At 51.0% G+C, this 15,288-nt stretch carries 10 protein-coding genes; 1 reads left to right on the forward strand and 9 read right to left on the reverse strand.

Going from position 1 to position 15,288, the window contains the following annotated elements:
• Positions 1-95: 95 nt before the first annotated feature.
• The 5 genes from ACX9GU_RS21055 to ACX9GU_RS21075 all read right to left on the reverse strand — a co-directional run bounded on the left by ACX9GU_RS21055 (position 96) and on the right by ACX9GU_RS21075 (position 5,901).
• Positions 96-2,669, reverse strand: coding sequence for a fimbria/pilus outer membrane usher protein (locus ACX9GU_RS21055; RefSeq protein ID WP_473192795.1), 2,574 nt, complete (start codon positions 2,667-2,669; stop codon positions 96-98).
• Positions 2,670-2,769: 100 nt separating this feature from the next.
• Complete coding sequence (locus tag ACX9GU_RS21060) at positions 2,770-3,447, reverse strand: fimbrial biogenesis chaperone (RefSeq protein ID WP_473192796.1); 678 nt, start codon at positions 3,445-3,447, stop codon at positions 2,770-2,772.
• An 86-nt stretch (positions 3,448-3,533) separates the two neighbouring features.
• Entirely contained in the window at positions 3,534-4,049 is a 516-nt protein-coding gene (locus ACX9GU_RS21065; protein ID WP_473192797.1) for a fimbrial protein, read from the reverse strand.
• 479 nt (positions 4,050-4,528) lie between these two features.
• On the reverse strand, positions 4,529-5,161 hold the full coding sequence (locus tag ACX9GU_RS21070) for a winged helix-turn-helix transcriptional regulator (RefSeq protein WP_473192798.1): 633 nt from the start codon (positions 5,159-5,161) through the stop codon (positions 4,529-4,531).
• Positions 5,162-5,247: 86 nt separating this feature from the next.
• Positions 5,248-5,901 (reverse strand): helix-turn-helix transcriptional regulator, encoded by a 654-nt coding sequence (locus ACX9GU_RS21075; RefSeq protein WP_473195227.1) that lies wholly within the window; start codon positions 5,899-5,901, stop codon positions 5,248-5,250.
• Between the two features lie 398 nt (positions 5,902-6,299).
• Between ACX9GU_RS21075 and ACX9GU_RS21080 the strand changes: the two genes are divergently transcribed.
• Positions 6,300-6,917: a winged helix-turn-helix transcriptional regulator gene (locus ACX9GU_RS21080; protein WP_473192799.1), complete on the forward strand. Its 618-nt coding sequence runs from the start codon at positions 6,300-6,302 to the stop codon at positions 6,915-6,917.
• A gap of 126 nt (positions 6,918-7,043) precedes the next feature.
• Here the strand turns inward: ACX9GU_RS21080 and ACX9GU_RS21085 are convergent, their stop codons facing one another.
• From ACX9GU_RS21085 to ACX9GU_RS21100, 4 genes are all read right to left on the reverse strand, one after another.
• Positions 7,044-8,165 (reverse strand): ribosomal protein uL16 3-hydroxylase, encoded by a 1,122-nt coding sequence (locus ACX9GU_RS21085; RefSeq protein WP_071681240.1) that lies wholly within the window; start codon positions 8,163-8,165, stop codon positions 7,044-7,046.
• 243 nt (positions 8,166-8,408) lie between these two features.
• On the reverse strand, positions 8,409-9,947 hold the full coding sequence (gene gadC, locus ACX9GU_RS21090) for a glutamate/gamma-aminobutyrate antiporter (protein WP_473192800.1): 1,539 nt from the start codon (positions 9,945-9,947) through the stop codon (positions 8,409-8,411).
• A gap of 103 nt (positions 9,948-10,050) precedes the next feature.
• Positions 10,051-11,451, reverse strand: coding sequence for a glutamate decarboxylase (gad, locus tag ACX9GU_RS21095; RefSeq protein ID WP_473192801.1), 1,401 nt, complete (start codon positions 11,449-11,451; stop codon positions 10,051-10,053).
• Positions 11,452-11,687: 236 nt separating this feature from the next.
• A complete protein-coding gene (locus tag ACX9GU_RS21100) occupies positions 11,688-15,284 on the reverse strand; it encodes a response regulator (protein WP_473192802.1) in 3,597 nt (1,198 codons plus the stop codon).
• Positions 15,285-15,288: the final 4 nt, after the last annotated feature.

A 15,288-nucleotide genomic window follows, 5' to 3' on the forward strand; every position in this document is an offset into this window, starting at 1 on the left:
CCACGGAGCAGAAATATCGCCTGAAGGCTTTCGATATATAGATTGATTCGACTATCAGGTGCGCACCATAAATAAAGCTAAATCGGTTGCAACACTTACAGACACTGGCGATTCAAGGTCTGAACACCCGTACCGTCTGTTGCCTGTTTTGCCAGGCGATAACTCACCTGACACTGCTGATCCGCGCCGTTGCCCCACTTGACATGCAATGTGCCACTTTCCGCCAACCCGGTCAGATACACCTGGCCGCCGTCACCGACGATAAAGGCCTGTGCGGTCTTTTGCGCTGGATCGCTCACTGTGGCACCAAAGGGTATTGGCGCACCGCCTGTCCTGAGCAACGTCATCAGCACGCGCAACCCAACATTGGCCTCAAAGTTGGCCCGCACCACTGCACCACGAGTCGGCACGACATTTTGGCTGGTTAGCGTCAGCTCGACGTTATCCGCTAGCGTCTCGGTCTTTAGCTGTACCTGATTTAGGCGGTATGGGCTGCTGTAGGGCATGATGGCGTAACCTCGCCAGTCGGTTTTTACCCCGGTCTGGTTGCTGACCCCCACCCCACTAGCACCTTGTGCCTTAACCAACACCACGGTTTCCCCCATCGGTTGGCCGAAGGTGATACCGTCCTGATGGGCAACAATCCCCCCCTGCAGCCCGTAGTTCAGCCGCTGGCTATTGTTGTCATAGGCATAACCAGCGTTCACTTCCCCATAGGTACCACGGTAATCCGCGGCCAGGCCGCCGCTGTTGCCCACACCCTGGCTACCATAGCCCTGTTGTGCGCTCCAACTCAGGTTCTTGTCCGCCAGTAACGTGCCATTCAGCCCCACCGATTGGGTAGTGCCACCCTTCTGGCTGCTGTTGACGTTATAGCTGACGTAGGTATTGCTCAACCAGCGATTCAACGGGATACTGACGTTAAAGGAAAACACCTGGTCACGGTTATATATCTTGCCACTGCCGCCACCGCTACTTGCATTCTCGTTAAAGCTGTAGTTCACGCCATAACTGATCCCATTCCAGCTGCTGTTGTAACCGCTACCGATGGAACGCATGGTACGATCCGAATTCCAATAGTCTTCGGAGATCAGGCTCAGCGACAGTGCTCCCGCCCCTTTCCACAGATTCTGAGTCATCGTCAGTTCGGTGCGGTTACGCTTGCGCTCATTGATCGGCTGAAAGCTCTGATTATCGCGGTAAGTATCCAACACTTCCTGCAGACTGTAGTAACCGTCCGTCGAGTAGCGGTAACCGGCAATGGCGAAATTGGTGCCGGTCTGCACTATGTTCTTGCTGTAACGGATACGCCACGACTGGCCGTTATCTTCTGGCTGGTCTTGCTTGCTGGACCATGCCTGGGTCACATCAGTGGAAATCGCACCAAATTCGCCGAGATTTTTGCCCACGCCCAGCGCCACAGACAGGTATTTGCTGGCAAATTGGCTCCCACCATAGACCGTAAAGCCACGGGGTAAGCCATAAATCGCCGTACCTTGTCCAAACGCCGATTTCTCCACGCTGCCGTCATAGGAACGGTATTGCCCGCTGGTCACGCTATACTTCAGGCGACCTTCACGCTGCAACACGGGCAGGGAGGCGAACGGCACCACCAACAGTTGTTCACTGCCGTCGGCTTCCTTAATGGTCACGTACAAATCACCGCTGCCCCCAGTCGGGAACATATCGTTGATTTCAAACGCGCCCGGTGCCACATAGCTCTGGTAAATCACATAGCCGTTCTGGCGGATAATTACTTGGGCATTGGTACGGGCAATACCATGTACTACCGGTGCATAACCTTTCAGACTGTCTGGCATCATTTCGTCATCGGAGGCCAACTGCGCACCACGAAACGGCATACTGTCGAACACGTCACTCGGCGAGCTGCTGTCACCCAACGTCAACTGGCTTTTCAACGCCACAATATTGCGCTGTACGTAGGTATAAACCGTATCCCACTGACCTTCGCCATCACTGTTGCGGTTGTAGGTAGTGTAGTTACGCAGTCGCCATGGCCCTACATTGATGCCTGGGCGCAAGTTGGCGTACTGGCTGTTATCATCACGGCCATCGCCATTGCGGGCATAGTTGTTGGATCCACTCAGGCTGTAATTCAATAAAGCAGCAACGATACCTTCATCCCACTGGCTTTCTGGTACATATCCCCTCGCTTTCTGCGATATCGCCGCCTGCGGAATGCTCAGTAACAGTTGCTGGGCGCTAAAGCGAAATTCGGCGCTGGCCTGTGGGATTGCACTCAGATTGGCACACTCGGCAGTAGCATCCCCCAGGTCGGGGAACAGATCGGTCTTGACGCCCATAGCATTGAGCGATGCGACACTTAAGCAAGGCTGCAAACGCTCTTTACCGTCAGCGTCTTTCTGCATGCGAAACTCGACATCACTGGTATCTTGCTGTCCATTGTTAAGATAAATATCGACCCGGTAGGTTCCTGGCGCCTGGTTGGCGCCGTCTTCAAACACTGCCAAGTCGGTACGCCCCTGGTGTGGGTTGTCAATTTCCAGCATTAACGGGTTGAAGTGGTCACGGGCTTGTACTGCAAAGGGTATGCAGCCTAACATCGTCAGCTGAACAGCGATCAAATACGCCAGCCGGCTGATACGCAATGGCTGGACAAGCCTGATCCGATCTTGTTGATCATTCATCCATTTTACTCCGTCGCCTGCAGGGTATAAGACCACCCTGTGTCCTTTACTCACACACCCTGTGGGAATGCCTGCTGTTGTTATTGATCAAGTACCTGATTCAGAGTGGCTTGGTATGTTCTTTACCAATGCCGCCATAATCGCTGATGACTTTCCAACTCACGCTGCCGCCACTGGCCCCGGCAGGCAGTGCAAAGCTCGCCTTACTCATCGGTGCCACATAGGTCACGTCTTTCACGTCTTGCCCCCCCACCTTCACCTGTTGAAAGTTCATATAGAACGGTGTCGGGTTACTCACCTGCAGGGTGTTGCCGCTACGATGCCAGGTGAGATTTTCGGTCTGCTCCTCCGGTGTCCCCTTCAAACCCTGCGGGCGGTAAATCAACTTAATGCGGGTTTTCACCGCAATCTGCAGCGTGTTCTGGTCGGCGTCTTTGCTTACCGATGGAATGGATTTGATATTCATCCAATACAGAGACTCTTTGTCCGAGGGTAAATTGCCACCCGCGCGCACTACCCGCAGCACGTTTTCCTGCCCACCATCCAAACGGAACAGCGGTGGTGTCACCATAAAGGGGGCTTTCTCAGCGCCACTGGTGGTGGCCTCCACCCAGCTCTGGATCAAGTACGGGACTTTGTCCGGGTTGTTGACGCTCAGTGAAGACTCCTTCTTACCACCGTCATAAATCAGGCGTGTTCCGCCTATAACCACACCGGCCTGGGCTACGCTGGCGGTCGCCAGCAAGGTGACTAACAGCGTGGTAGGAATAAATTTCATAGTCAGGATCCATTAAAGAGAAGAAAAGCCGGCAAACAAGCGCCGGCTCGAAATAATCATCTGGCACCTACCAGGCACCCCACAACTTAGTTGTAGCTGATGTTAAATAAAGCGATAGCGTTAGCTGCACCCACGGTCATGGCGGTAGAGGCAACAGTCGCGATATACTGCGCTTTGAAGTTCAGGGTGTTCTTGCCAGCAGTCAGAGTGTATGGGTTAGAAGCCGTACCCAATGTCACTACGTTGTCAGCATTGTCTAACAGTTGGATACCTACACCTGTTGCGCCACCAGCAGTCAGAGCCAGTATTTGAGGGTTGCCACCATCATAAGCACCATCAAACGTCACGTTAGCGGTTGTCGCCGGGCAAGCGGTAACTTCAAGAGCAACTACTTTTGGCGCAGAAGTGGTACCAGCAGCACCAAATGAAGTTACAGGTAAATTACCGAGGAATACTTCCAATGGACTCGCCGGACTGTTAGTTACCGTACAACCTGTAGGAATGAGTGAACCAGTGAAGTTCACCTGGCCTTCAGCTGCGTTAGCAGAAACACAAAATGCAGAAGAAACCAACACAGCTACAGCGATCAGATTTTTTTTCATGAAAAATTTCCTTGAGTATAATTAACTTGGCTCCGGACAAAACAGAATCACGATTAACTCGAATAGAGATAATAGGATTCTTTAATATCTTAATTTCCATGCCAGCTTGGGTTAAAACTACTGATATAAACCACCCAACCAATAATAGATTTTTTATTAGCAAGGTATTGCTTTTAGACGCTGGGTATAAAGCCGTTATTAATAACCTCACCCGCTATCGTCTGAGAACATTCTCGTTTAAAACAGGAAGTTCCTCAACTGGTTTATCGGTGTAATTTTACACCACTCAGAACCATTCTTTAAAAACGCTAGAGAAGGAATTTATTCAAGTAAAATCATGGGATTACTATTGGTGATAGGAAGCGAATAATAATAGCTCTCATTTTAGAGCAGGTAAACGGACACGGGGAGATAAAAGATAAACCTGTACTATAGCGCAGGTTATCGCAGGGCTTTGTGAAGGAAGAGAACTCTACGCCTTAATACTTAAGAGGTAAGTGACAGATTTCTTTCAGAATACCGTTTTCAAGCTTTACAAACCCCCCTTGTTTAAGCTGCGAGAGGATTTTCATTATGCTGCTGCGCGACAGGCGTGTTTTTTGTTGAATATATTGTGCAGCAGAGATGCTCTCTCTGAATTCAGTGGGCTCATCCATTAACTCTAGCATTTGAAAACGCAGGATCTCATAAGCCGTCGGCGAGTTGAGGTAGCTACTCAACATAAAAAACCGGTTGGTGACCCGGTAGATATGCCTGGACAGCAGTTCCCACAGATTGAAACGAGCAATAATTTGCCTGATATCCTGGGTCTTGACAATCGCGACCTCAGCGCTAGTATGCGTTTGTAAAAACAGCGCACCGTTAGCCGCCAAAACGCCACCAACCCCAATAATGCTGGGTATATACATGGTATTGATCAAGATTTCATCAGGCCCATGATGCAATTTGCAAATACCACTGCGTATCAGATAGCAGTACGATTCGCCCTCTTTAAACAGGTAAAGCCGGGTTCCGGGTATGACAACGTCAAAGCTGACATAAGGACTCAACTTTTCAAACAGCTTGACTGTTGCAGTAAAGTCATCGGTGGCATGTTGTTCTTGTATGCTCATAAATCCTGTCAGCGTAAGAGGTAAGGGGCGTACTCTGCTTTCAATCTAGCATATCAACACCTGCTACGCGTATCTTCATTACGAGCCTAGTGGCAACGCTGGCGCAGTAAACGCAGCAACATAGGTTTTAAACACTCCCTGAATAAATTGGGGATAATAAGCTGATTTTTAAGTAAATGGAGCAAAGTCAACAAGTCTTGATCTGTACCAACGTTAAACTTCTTCATAATGATATATTTATGTGAACTCACCGTTTTGGTGCTGATCTTCAACTTTCTGGCGATAACATGGGTTTCTTCTCCCAGATAAAAACGCGTAGCAACGCTCGCTTGCTGCAATGTTAGTGTTTGATGGTTACACATTTGACAGTTTTGTTTGGCCGGATGTTGCGTCTCTAGCAAGCAATGCTGCCAACCTCGAAAAATAAGATCTGTTATTTTAGCCAAGGAATCTGACCGATTAATAAATATAATATTTGAGAAGCACAAAGGAAGTCTACCACAGTTTGGGGCGGAACCACCCTCGTATACTCCAATCACCAAACAGCCTTGTTGGCGAGTTTTCATTAAAGGCTGGCAGAGAAAACGTTCACCGGCAGAAAAACTCTTTACCAGAATATTGGCTTGTGTAATCACACTACTATCCATTACGCTGAAATGGAGGTTTTCAGTGTTCCCAAATAACTCCGTAAGTAACCACTCCATCCCAGCGCGGTACAGAGTATTGCCATCTTCAAACACAACGTTCAATTTTCACATCCTTTAACAAATCCATTCATTCAGGGGAAAGCCATTTTTTAGCTAAAAAACCAGATTCATCACCAATAACTAAAAGAAATCAGACTTTTGCAATTTGCATGTGGAAATAAATTAATGGCTTTATACGACATGATTTAAAATCACAAATATAGCTGCCATAAAATTAAAATAACGGGATTATTCTGATGCTCAATCATGGTAATACTCAAGCTTTTTCTGAGTGTAATTTTACACCCTCAAATAACTTTTAAAACCAATTAAAATTAGCATAATCATTCCTTTTGAAAAACTAGCTACACACTGCTGGTGGGTAACCGCGCGCCACGGAGGGAATCAAGGTGAGCAACAAAATAAAGCCTTCTATTACATGCAATTGTAATATGACACATAAAAAACCCTTGGCAGAAATCGAACTGATCCTGAAACACCTTTCGCCATATGCCAACAAGGTTGAAACAAAAATAAGACAATCACTTAACTACATTGCAGGCGGGCAGCATCACTGCTTTCTGCTGCACAAAGGCAGTGTGACGCTGTATCGCAATATTGATGGCATGGTGTTAAATTCAGAGTCTGCGCCCTACATCTTTGGCATCAGCACGCAGCTGTTGGAGTCTGACTATCTCTATATCCGTACCCAAGAGAATTCAGAGGTCAGCGTTATCCCTATGGCTGAGGTCAACCAGATTATTACCCAGGAAGATCTCTGGAAAAGTGTATCGACCCTGTTAATTTATACCGCCTCTAGGGTCTACGATCATTGCACCAAGATTTCTTCACTATCGTCCTATGAAATCATCTGTTCTCAACTTTATGAGTTAATGAGCGAAACGCCAGAGATCAGAAATAGCGTTAGCGTCGTCTCCTATATCAAGAGCCGAACGTTTCTTTCGCGCAGTAGCATTATGAAGATCTTGGCACAGTTGAAGGCCGGGAATTACATTATGACGGACAAAGGTTTTCTGAAGGCCATAAATAACATCCCATCAAGATATTGAACACTCCCATCAGGCTAAAACAGCAAGACACACCTTTGCAGCCCCAGCGGTCAGGCTGACAGCACCACTGTCATTTAAAACGCGGCTTCCACAGCGCATCTTGGGAAGCCGCATTTGGTAGCTCAATTATTCGTCGAAGAACCAGTAACCCTGATTAACCAGACCGGTTAACTCGGCAACGAACGCCGGGTTTTGCAGCGCCTCACCTAACTCTTGCTTACCGACGATAGTGTAACGGCATAGGGCATCGGCGGCTTTAGGCTCGACGGTATCCAGACGCTCGCTGTTGATAAAGAAGCTGCCACCAACCTCCAGCACCCTTAAGCCACTCAGGCGAGTCAGGACGGCACCGTCCATCAACGCTTCGATAACCTCATCTTGCTCGTAAGGCGGTTGCGCTGGGGCAATATCCAGCTCGTGGCGTGGCGTGGTCACGAAGCGGCCAAACCACTGTTTGAAATCTTCCGGCTGATTAATCATCTCGGTCATCATGCTGCGCAGGCGATCGAGCTCATACTCTTCAACCCGGCCCGGATGTTCCCGGCAGGTTAAATCAGGATCGCTGTAATGCTCGCCCCCGAGATCGTTTTCCAGCGCATAGTCCGCAAAGCTGCTGATTAAATCCCTGCCGTTAGGGCCACGGAAGCCAACGGAATAGTTAAGCGCGGTTTGGTGGGTAAAGCCGTCGTGCGGGAAGCCCGGCGGAATATACAAGATATCGCCCGGTGCCAGATCTTCATCGATAATCGGCTCGAAAGGTTCCACGTGCAGCAGTGCCGGATGCGGACAAAACTGCTTCAGCGGCAGTTTGTCACCCACGCGCCAGCGGCGGCTCCCCATGCCCTGGATGATAAATACGTCGTACTGATCGATATGTGGCCCTACGCCGCCGCCAGGGACCGAGAAGGAGATCATCAGATCGTCCAACCGCCAGTCCGGTAATACACGGAACGGGGTCACCAGCTCCGCTGACGGGGCATGCCAGTGGTTAACCGCCTGGGCCAACAGCGACCAGCCGGTTTCCCCCAGGTTATCAAAATGTTCGAACGGCCCGTGGCTGGCCTGCCATTGACCATGGGTTTGGCTGACCAAACGGCTGTCTACCTCAACCTCCATCGCCAAACCGGCCAATTCGTCCGGGGTGATCGGATCGACAAAGTTCGGGAAGGCATTTTTTAATACCACAGGTTGTTTTTGCCAGTATTTCTCTAAAAATTCGGGCCAGTTAAGATTCAGTTGATAAGCCATGGGTCCACACCAGTGAGAAGACAAACGGGCCTGATTATAAAGAGGCTACTACCTCCGCCGCCTTGTCATTGGTCAAGAACAGTGCGTTCCTCTCCCACAGGAGACCGATCGAGTGGGCCTGAAAATTCGGCGACGTACATTGGATGAGGGAACGATCGAACTTGCTGAGATGGCCTCTTTACTTCCAAAAGAGCAGGGGCTAAAAGCTCCCTCTCCCTGTGGGAGAGGGTTGGGGTGAGGGGATTAATGCACTTGCTTGTCATCGACAAAAATATGGTGCGCGGAGCGTGCACGCGGGTGGATAAAGAAGTGCCCTTCTGGCGCAGAATCCGTGCTCACAGGCACCAGCTTGAGGTTGGTCGCCTTCAAGCGTTTATCATGCAGCGCATAGATAATGAACGGGATAGCCACCACCACCAGGAAACACACCACCAGCATAGTCACGTACACATGGTCGGCTTCCAATCCTGCCAGACCTGAAGGCGGGAAGAATGAGACCACAAAGGCAACCGCAGAGGTCAGCAAACCAATCGTAGCCACGGCAAGCTTGACCATTTTGCCACCCGGAATATTGAAGACACGTTCGTTTTCCGGCTGTTTGCGTACCAGTTTGATGTAACCCAGGAACAGCAGGAAATAGCTGCACAGGTAGATCACCACCGTCAACGCCAGCGCAATCAGGAAGGACATGTTATTGCCGCCCCCGGTGTTGGTCAGGACAATCAGCGCAATCGAAGTAATCACCAGTTGAGAAATCACCAGTGCAACCGGCACACCATTCTTGTTCATTTTGGCAAAGCGAGCAGGCAAGATCCCTTGTTGTGCGGTAACCAGCATGCCGCGAGACGGCCCAACAATCCAGGCAGCGATTTCTGCCAGTACGCCCAACAGCAGCAGTGCAGCAATGACGCGAACTGCCCATTCAAACTGCGGACCGAAGTGCGAGATCAACACGCTGAAGGTTTGCATTACCCCCGCAGAAAGGTTGATTTCACCATGTGGGATCACCGCTGCGATAGAAAGCCCGCCGACAGAACTTAAACAAATAGCCGCAACCATCAGCAACAGCATGGCAAGCGGATAATCGCGGCCCGGGTTTTTCATCTCGTTGACGTGAGTCGCCGAGGCTTCAACGCCCATATAGCTCAGGATAAACGCTACGAACACCACCAGCGTGCCCATTTGGGTAAAGTCTGGGAAGAAGGTAGAGGCGTTCATTTCGATGGCCAGCGGCGCACCAGAATGCAGATAGCTGACGGCCAGGACCACCAGGACAGCCGCAGGTAACAGGATGCCGGCAAAGAAGCCAATCTTGGCAATGCGCGCGGTGTTTTTGGTGCCACCGAACTGGGTGAACGCCAGACCCCACAAGATAACCAATGCCGCGACGGTTTTAACGACCGGGTCTTCGTTCAGTTCAGGCCACTTGAGGATATAAGACAGCGCCCCCAGCACAAAATAGAGCATAGGGATAAAACCTATGGCAATTTGCAGATAGCCAAAAGAGATGGCGGCAAAGCCCCATTTCTCACCCAGAGTTTTAGACACCCAGGTGAATACCCCACCTTCCTGCCATCCTTTTACCGTCGCCATCTCGGCGGCGCATAGGCCAACGGGAATAAACCATAGGAACCCACCTAACAGCAGGAAGAAGATGAGAGAAAAACCCGAGGTTGCAAAGGTCGGATATTCATAAACCGCCATCACCATAGATGCGGTAATAGCAAAAAACCCTAACAACGTTAATTGTTTTGGAGCGGCGCTTTTTTCTGTGCTCGCCATAACGATTCTCCTGCAGGAAGAGGTTGCTCTTCCCAGCGAATATTGGTGGGGGAAAAAAGCGGGGCTGGCATCAACGCCGCCCCGAAATAATAAAGCCTTGGCCTTAGCCGTGATTGAACCCGCTGCCTTGTTGCGCAGACACTGGGTTGATGACAGGGTGATTCTCGAATTCAACCAGCGCCCTTTTGATATCTTCGATCAGCAGGCAACCGAGGTCGTAGCTAACGCCGTGACGCACCAGGATGCGTTGAATAACCAGATCTTCACGGTGTGTCGGCATCGAATAGGCCGGAACCTGCCAACCGCGAGCGCGCAGTTTTTCCGCCAGATCGTAAAGGGTATAACCACCGATCGCCGCGCCGTCTTTCAATTTCCACGCCAGCGCCGGGATGCCTTTATCGCTGTCACCATCAAACAGGATCTCAAACGGCCCTAACTTGCCAATCTCGGCCGCTAAATGCTGAGCCGTGGCGTAGCAAGCGTTGTGAATTTTGGCGTAGCCTTCGCGGCCAAGGCGCAGGAAGTTGTAATACTGCGCAACGATCTGGCCACCGGGGCGTGAGAAGTTCAGCGCGAAGGTTGGCATGTTGCCACCGAGATAGTTGACGTTGAAAATCAGCTCTTCGGGCAAATCCGCCGCTTCACGCCATACCACCCAGCCAGCACCCAACGGCGCCAAACCAAATTTATGACCGGATGAGTTAATGGATTTCACCCGTGGCAGGCGGAAGTCCCACTCCAGTTCTGGCGAGCAGAATGGAGCCAGGAAAGCACCGCTGGCACCATCGATGTGCATCGGAATATCCAGGCCGGTTTCCTGCTGCAGGCGATCCAGCGCATCACTTACCTCTTTCACCGGCTCGTACTGGCAGGTGAACGTCACGCCCAGCGTTGGCACGACACCAATGGTGTTTTCGTCAACGCGCTTGAGCACTTCTTCCGCGTTCATGATCAGACGATCGCCTTCCAGCGGAATTTCACGCAGCTCTACGTCAAAGTAACGAGCAAACTTGTGCCAGCAGATCTGTACCGGGCCACAAATCAGGTTCGGTTTATCGCTAGGCAACCCCTGCTCGGCACGCTTTTTGCGCCACTGCCATTTCAGTGCCAACCCGCCTAACATGGCAGCTTCAGAGGAACCGATGGTTGAACAGCCAAGGGTGGTTTCCGGCGTTGGCGAATTCCACAGGTCGGCCAGCATTCTGACGCAGCGGGCTTCAATTTCGGCAGTTTGCGGGTATTCGTCTTTATCGATCATGTTCTTGTCGATAGACAGATCCATCAGTTCGCGAATTTCGTCATCCACCCAGGTCTGGCAGAATGTCGCCAGGTTTTGGCGGGAATTACCGTCCAGCATCAGTTCATCGCGGATGGCATTAAAGACGTTACGTGGATTGCGCTCGGTAATTGGGAAGGTTGACTTAGGTAATTCACCCGCCAAATCTTGTGACGCGTAAACATCATCATTTTCATTATATGCTGGGGTGTTATTTGCCTTGTTCATAATAATAACCTTTTAAGAGAGATCTATTAACCAAGAATTAAATTCGCGATATCAGGCAGCATAAATAGCGTTATTATTTGAACGCTACGTTCGCCGCAAAACTTGATAAGGATATTAGAACAGGACTCATAACGAAGATATGAGAGGGATTGGTAATTCCTGTAGGTGTGGGACTACACTTGTAGGCTTATATCAAGGGGCGCAGCAAGCCGCGCCCCTACTGAGTATGAATATACCTATGGGCGGGAAAATGCCTCAATAGCTGCATTCAGCCCCTGCAGCAACTGTTCCAGCTCGCGCATGCCCTCTTCGATCACCGCCTCATGCTGTTGAGTCGCCAGCGAATTTTCCAGTTCTTCGCTAAGCAGATGTAGTGACGTGGCCCCCAGCAGCTGAGCTGTACCATTTATGCGGTGTAAATGGCTTTGCAGAGTTAGCCAGTCCTGAGATTGGAGTGCCTTTCTCGCCGCCAGCAAATCTTGGTCATTTTCCTGGCGCGACTGTGCAAGCATCTGGCGCATCAGGGCGTTGTCACCCAAGCTGAGTGCCTGCAGCGTAGCCATATCGATAAACTCGCTGAGTGGATCGGCCTGCGAAGGCCCTGCTACGCTTTGCAACGCCGCTTCCAGCTGCGGTAAATCCACCGGTTTAAACAGGCACAGGTTCATGCCCATCGCCAGGCAGCGCTCTTTCTCGTGGGCCTGTGCGTTGGCGGTTAGCCCCCAGATAATAATGTCCCGATTGAATTCACGCACCCGGCGGGTCAACGTTATGCCATCCATATTAGGCATGTTGAGATCGGTGATCAGCAGATCGTACGGATTGGCCTCGATCAAGGCCAGGGCTGCTACACCATCAATGGCCTCGTCGACCCGATAGCCAAGCGTAGCCAACTGACGACGCAGCAGCAGTCGGTTAGTGGGGTGATCGTCAGCAATCACAATCCTCAGCGCTTTAGGGCCACTGACGAGCGATTTAGGTGTGAATGAAACGGCGGTAACCTTTTCCAGATCCGCAACCGCGGTAGTGAGCGTCACCGTCATGGTGGTGCCTCTGCCCGGCTGGCTGGCCATGTTTATGGTACCGGCCATGCGTTCAACCAACTCACGGCAGATTGTCAAACCCAATCCCGATCCGGTCTGTTGTTTACCCCACTTGGTCTGACTAAAGGGCTTGAACAGATGTTGCTGCTCCTGCGGGCTAATGCCCGCCCCGCTATCTTTCACGCTCAGCGTCAGGCGAGTTTGATCGGTGCCCTGCGCTTGCGTTTGCGCTATCACTTCGATCCCGCCCTCAGCGGTAAATTTGATGGCGTTACTGAGGAGATTGGCCAGCACCTGTTTCACCGCCTGCGGATCGAGCCACAGCGCCTGCGTTTTTTCCAGGCGGTAATCGACCGACAGCCGCAGGTTTTTCAGCGTGGCCACCCCTTCAAAACTACTGACCGTCGTAGTTAACAACGAGGCCAGATCCACCCATTCTGGCGCCAGCTCAAAGTTACCAGACTCAATTTTTTCCATATCCAGCACATCGCCAATCAGGCCGAGTAGTGACTGAGCGGTGGAGTAAGCCAGCTGAATAGATTCCTTCTCTGCTGCCGGACTTTGGCTATGGGTGGTCAGTAACTCCAGGAACCCCATAATCGCACTCACCGGCGTACGGATCTCATGGCTCATGCTGGCAAGGAAAGTGCTTTTGGCCCGATTGGCATCAATAGCCTTGTCTTTCTCCACCTGCAACGCCTCCATCAACTGCCTGGATTCAGTAATGTCCTGCCAGCCGCAAATCAGCGTGGGCGGCGTGTTGGCGGGTAGTTGGCACAGCGTTAACCAGTGAAGGATCAGGCGCTCTTCCGTACCATTATTCAGTACCAGTTGATGAGGGATAACCTGGTTGACTTGCAGCCCTTGCTGGATATTGGGTTGAAGCGCTGCGAAAATGTCTGCCAGAGGATGACGGCGATCAAACAACGAATGGTGCATCGCGGCATATAACTCAGGGCTGAAAAAGGCACCAAAGGCGCTGTTGTAGCTTTCAACCTCGCCTTCCAACGAGATCACGTACACCGGCACGGGAATTGAGTTGAATAAGGTCTGGCGAAAACCGAGCTGATACTCAAGCGCAGCCTGTGCCTCTTTGCTTTTACGGATGGCCCGCAGCAGATAGGCTCCCCACAGCAAGCTGCTGACAACCAGCAGCGTAGCCAGAACGATCACCAGGTAAAAAGGCCGGTTATAGAGGTTCCAGGTGTCAATTTTCACTTCGGGGGTTTTTACCCACTTCCCGGCCAAATTCATCAGCTCTTTGGGGGGAATATCGTCGATGGCCTTATTCAGAATGCTTTGTAATTCTTGCGAGCCACGTGGAATGACAAAGGCAATCTGCGCGGTGCGCTCGTCGGGAATACGGAAATAGCTCAGCCGATGGGGATAATAGTGATCGATGATGTAGCGCGAAGCGAGCTGTGTAGACACCACCGCGTCAATTTCCCTCCGATCCAGCATGCTCAGCGCCGCGCCGGTGTTCTCTACCTCAACCCATTGCACCCCCGGATATTTGGCTTTTAGTTTTTCCGATAACGTATGGTAGGCCGGAATAGCGACTTTCATGCCAGGCTTCATCGTTTCGGTCTGTTTGACCGCAGCGCGGGTGACGATCACAAAAGGAGTAGCCAAAAACGGATGAGTAAAGGCCGCCTGTTCTTCCCGCTCTGGGCTGTACGTGGCCGAGGAAAGGATATCCCAATTGCCACTACGTATTATGCTGGCCATCTCTTCATTGGAATTGGCAATCACCGGTTCAAAGGTCAAACCGGTTTGCAGCTGGATCAGGTTAAGGATATCGCCAACTATCCCGCGAATTTCCTGGTTTTCATCCACCATGCTAAACGGGGCATAATAGGGATTAATCACTATGCGCAATTTGCGGTTTTTTTCCAGCCAGCGAGTTTCCTGTGGGGTAAAAGCCAGGTCCCTGGTTAAAAAGGTGAGGTTACCCATATCAATCCAGGACTGAGCAATCTGGCTATGCTGAGGTTCGGTCAGTGAACTGATAAATCTGTCGACAATGTTGACCAATTGCCGCTGACTATCGAGCGCAATAAGCACGTCGCCGCTTTGCGGTGCTCGCCAGAACTTCACCATTCCCAGCGTCTGGTAGAAATCGCGCGCGATTATAAAACTGGTGGTGAGGTTATTGCCGAGAAAGTAGTCACTCTGATGGCTGGCAACCGAGGCCAACGCCTGATATTCATCGGCAAAAGAAATGACGCTGGCGTTAGGAAATGCCTGTTTAATAAATGATTCTGGGGGAAAATCCCGGGTGATCGCTATCTTGAGCTTATCGCTATTATCGTGAAACGGCTTCATCACCTCTGCAAGCCGCGTCACCAGGGTTGGATAGCCTTGCACCAGCGGCAAGCTGGCAATAAAGGGAGCCTTTTGCGGGCTAATCCTACCGGGCGTAGTGAGAACAAGATCGACGCGGCCCGCAAGAAGTGCCGCCAATGCCTGTTGCTCATCGTCGTAGAGTTTGACGTTTACATTGATATTCAGAGCCTTTCCAAACAGCGCAAGATAATCCGCATTCATCCCCCAATAGCGCCCGGTGACGCTATTCATAGTCAACGGTTGGGATTCAGCACCATACACCGCAACGGTAAGACTGTGCTTTTGCGCCAGCCAGATAAAGTCGTCGTGGCCCAGGTAGATGGCCGGGGGCGTGACCAGGTGGCTACTCGCCAGCGCTAACGTGATCGGCCCGTTGATCACAGCCTGTGCAGGCAGCATCAGACACAGTAAAACCAGCCAAAACCCCAGTACCCGTTTTAGCATGCAC

The sequence above is a fragment of the Serratia sp. K1WW1 genome (assembly GCF_055790865.1).